The organism is Streptomyces sp. NRRL S-495, from assembly GCF_000966955.1.
Lineage (GTDB): Bacteria > Actinomycetota > Actinomycetes > Streptomycetales > Streptomycetaceae > Kitasatospora > Kitasatospora purpeofusca.
Map to the genome: position 1 here is coordinate 1 of NZ_JZWY01000913.1, position 1,727 is coordinate 1,727.

The following is a 1,727-nucleotide window of genomic DNA, read 5'->3' on the forward strand; positions in this document are numbered from 1 at the left end:
GCGTCCTCCAGCGCCCGCCAGGCGGCCTCCAGCATCAGCCGCTGCTGCGGGTCGAGCATCTCCGCCTCGCGGGGGGAGATGCCGAAGAAGGTGGCGTCGAACCGGTCGACGTCGGTGAGGAATCCGCCGACGGCCTGGATCTCGCGCTGCGGGTCGAGTTGGGCGGTGGCGTCCCAACGGGTCGCGGGGACGGGGCCGATGGCGTCGTGCCGCTCCATCATCAGCCGCCAGAAGCTCTCGACGTCCGGGGCGTCGGGGAACCGTCCCGCCATGCCGACGACGGCCAGGGCCTGGGTCGGGTCCTGGACCACAGGGTCTGTGTGCATGTCCTCTTCCTCGGGCACGTGGTGAGCCGGTCCGGGCACGGGCCGGCGCCCGGCCCGGGGCGTGCGGGGGCACGCTGGGGCGGGGTGCCGGCGGGGCACGGGCAGCGGTCGGGGCGGACGGGTGCCGCGCGGGAGGGTGCCGCGCGGGCGGTGTCGGGTCGGCACGGCCGGGAGCGGCCGGGGAACCGGGTGACTGGCGGGACCGTGGCAGCCGCGCGGGAGGGTGTCGCGCGGGCCGGTCGGGCGTCGGGGGGACGGCTTTCGGGCCGGCTTTCGGGCCGGCGGAGGGGTCGGGGGGCAGCGGGTGACGGGGGCCGCGCGGGGCGGACGGGCCCCACGCGGCAGTCGATCACCAGTGCGCATCGTGGTCCCGGCCGGTCTCCGGCGACAAGGCTTTGACCTGCTTTTACTGACACTTGTCACGTCCCTGCCCGCGGGCGTCGGGTCGGCCGCCGGACCCGGGATAAGTTGAGGGGTCACCGAATGACACGCGTAGACCCACCGGTCCTGCTGAGGACATGTCCGCACCCGGACGCCCGGGTGCCGTCGACGGGAGCGGGCCGTCCGCCACACACTGGGGCGCGGCCGCAACGATCACCATGAGTTCCGTTCACGGGATCCTCGGGGGAGACCTAGTGATGACCATTCGTGTGTTGATAGCCGACGAGCAGCTGCTGCCCCTGGACGCGATCGCCGAGGTGCTCGCGTCCGTGAAGGACTTCGAGGTCGTGGGGGCGGTGAACCGGAGTTCGATGGTCGTCCCGGTCGCGGTCCGCCGCCGGCCGGACGTGGCCGTGCTGGGCATGGGCACCGCACAGGGCGGCTTCCGCCTGGTGCGGGAGCTCGGGAAACGCTTACCCGACTGCCGGGTCGTCCTGATGGCGGCCCGGCCCACCCGGACCCTGGTGGACCGGGCGGTGTCGGCGGGGGCGCTCGGGGTCGTCACCAAGCAGACCAAGATCCCCCGCCTGGTCGACGCGATCCGGGACGCCGCCGCGGGCGGCCGCCCGGCCCCGGGCGAGGCCGAACCGGCGCCCGACGGGCCGGCGGTCCGGACGGCCGTCGCGGAGCAGGTGCTGAGCGCGCGGGAACGCGAGATCCTCCGGCTCACCGCGACCGGTGCCTCGGTGAAGGAGGTGGCCCGCGAGCTCTACCTGGCCGCCGGGACGGTCCGCAACCTCACCTCGGGCGCGATGCGCAAGCTCGACGGGCGCAACCGCTTCGACGCCGCCCGGATCGCCGCCGAACGGGGGCTGCTGTGAACGGACTTGCCGCCCCGCGCCGGAGCCCGCGCCGGACTCAGCCCTTCGCCGCCCGCACCTCCCTGGCCTCCTTCGCCGCCGCGACCTCCTTCGCCTCCCGGCCGTCGTGTTCGAGCAGCCCGAGCCGGGTGGCCCGCAC

The 1,727-nt window shown here is 75.1% G+C and carries 2 protein-coding genes; one reads left to right on the plus strand and one right to left on the minus strand.

The features are described 5' to 3' along the window. A partial coding sequence (locus VR45_RS36055; protein ID WP_159394480.1) for a beta-ketoacyl synthase N-terminal-like domain-containing protein occupies positions 1–326 on the minus strand: 326 nt, incomplete at its 3' end. Between the two features lie 638 nt (positions 327–964). Here VR45_RS36055 and VR45_RS36060 point away from each other — a divergent pair. Continuing rightward, positions 965–1,588, plus strand: a complete 624-nt coding sequence (locus tag VR45_RS36060) for a response regulator transcription factor (RefSeq protein WP_045944145.1) — start codon at positions 965–967, stop codon at positions 1,586–1,588. Positions 1,589–1,727 lie beyond the last annotated feature (139 nt).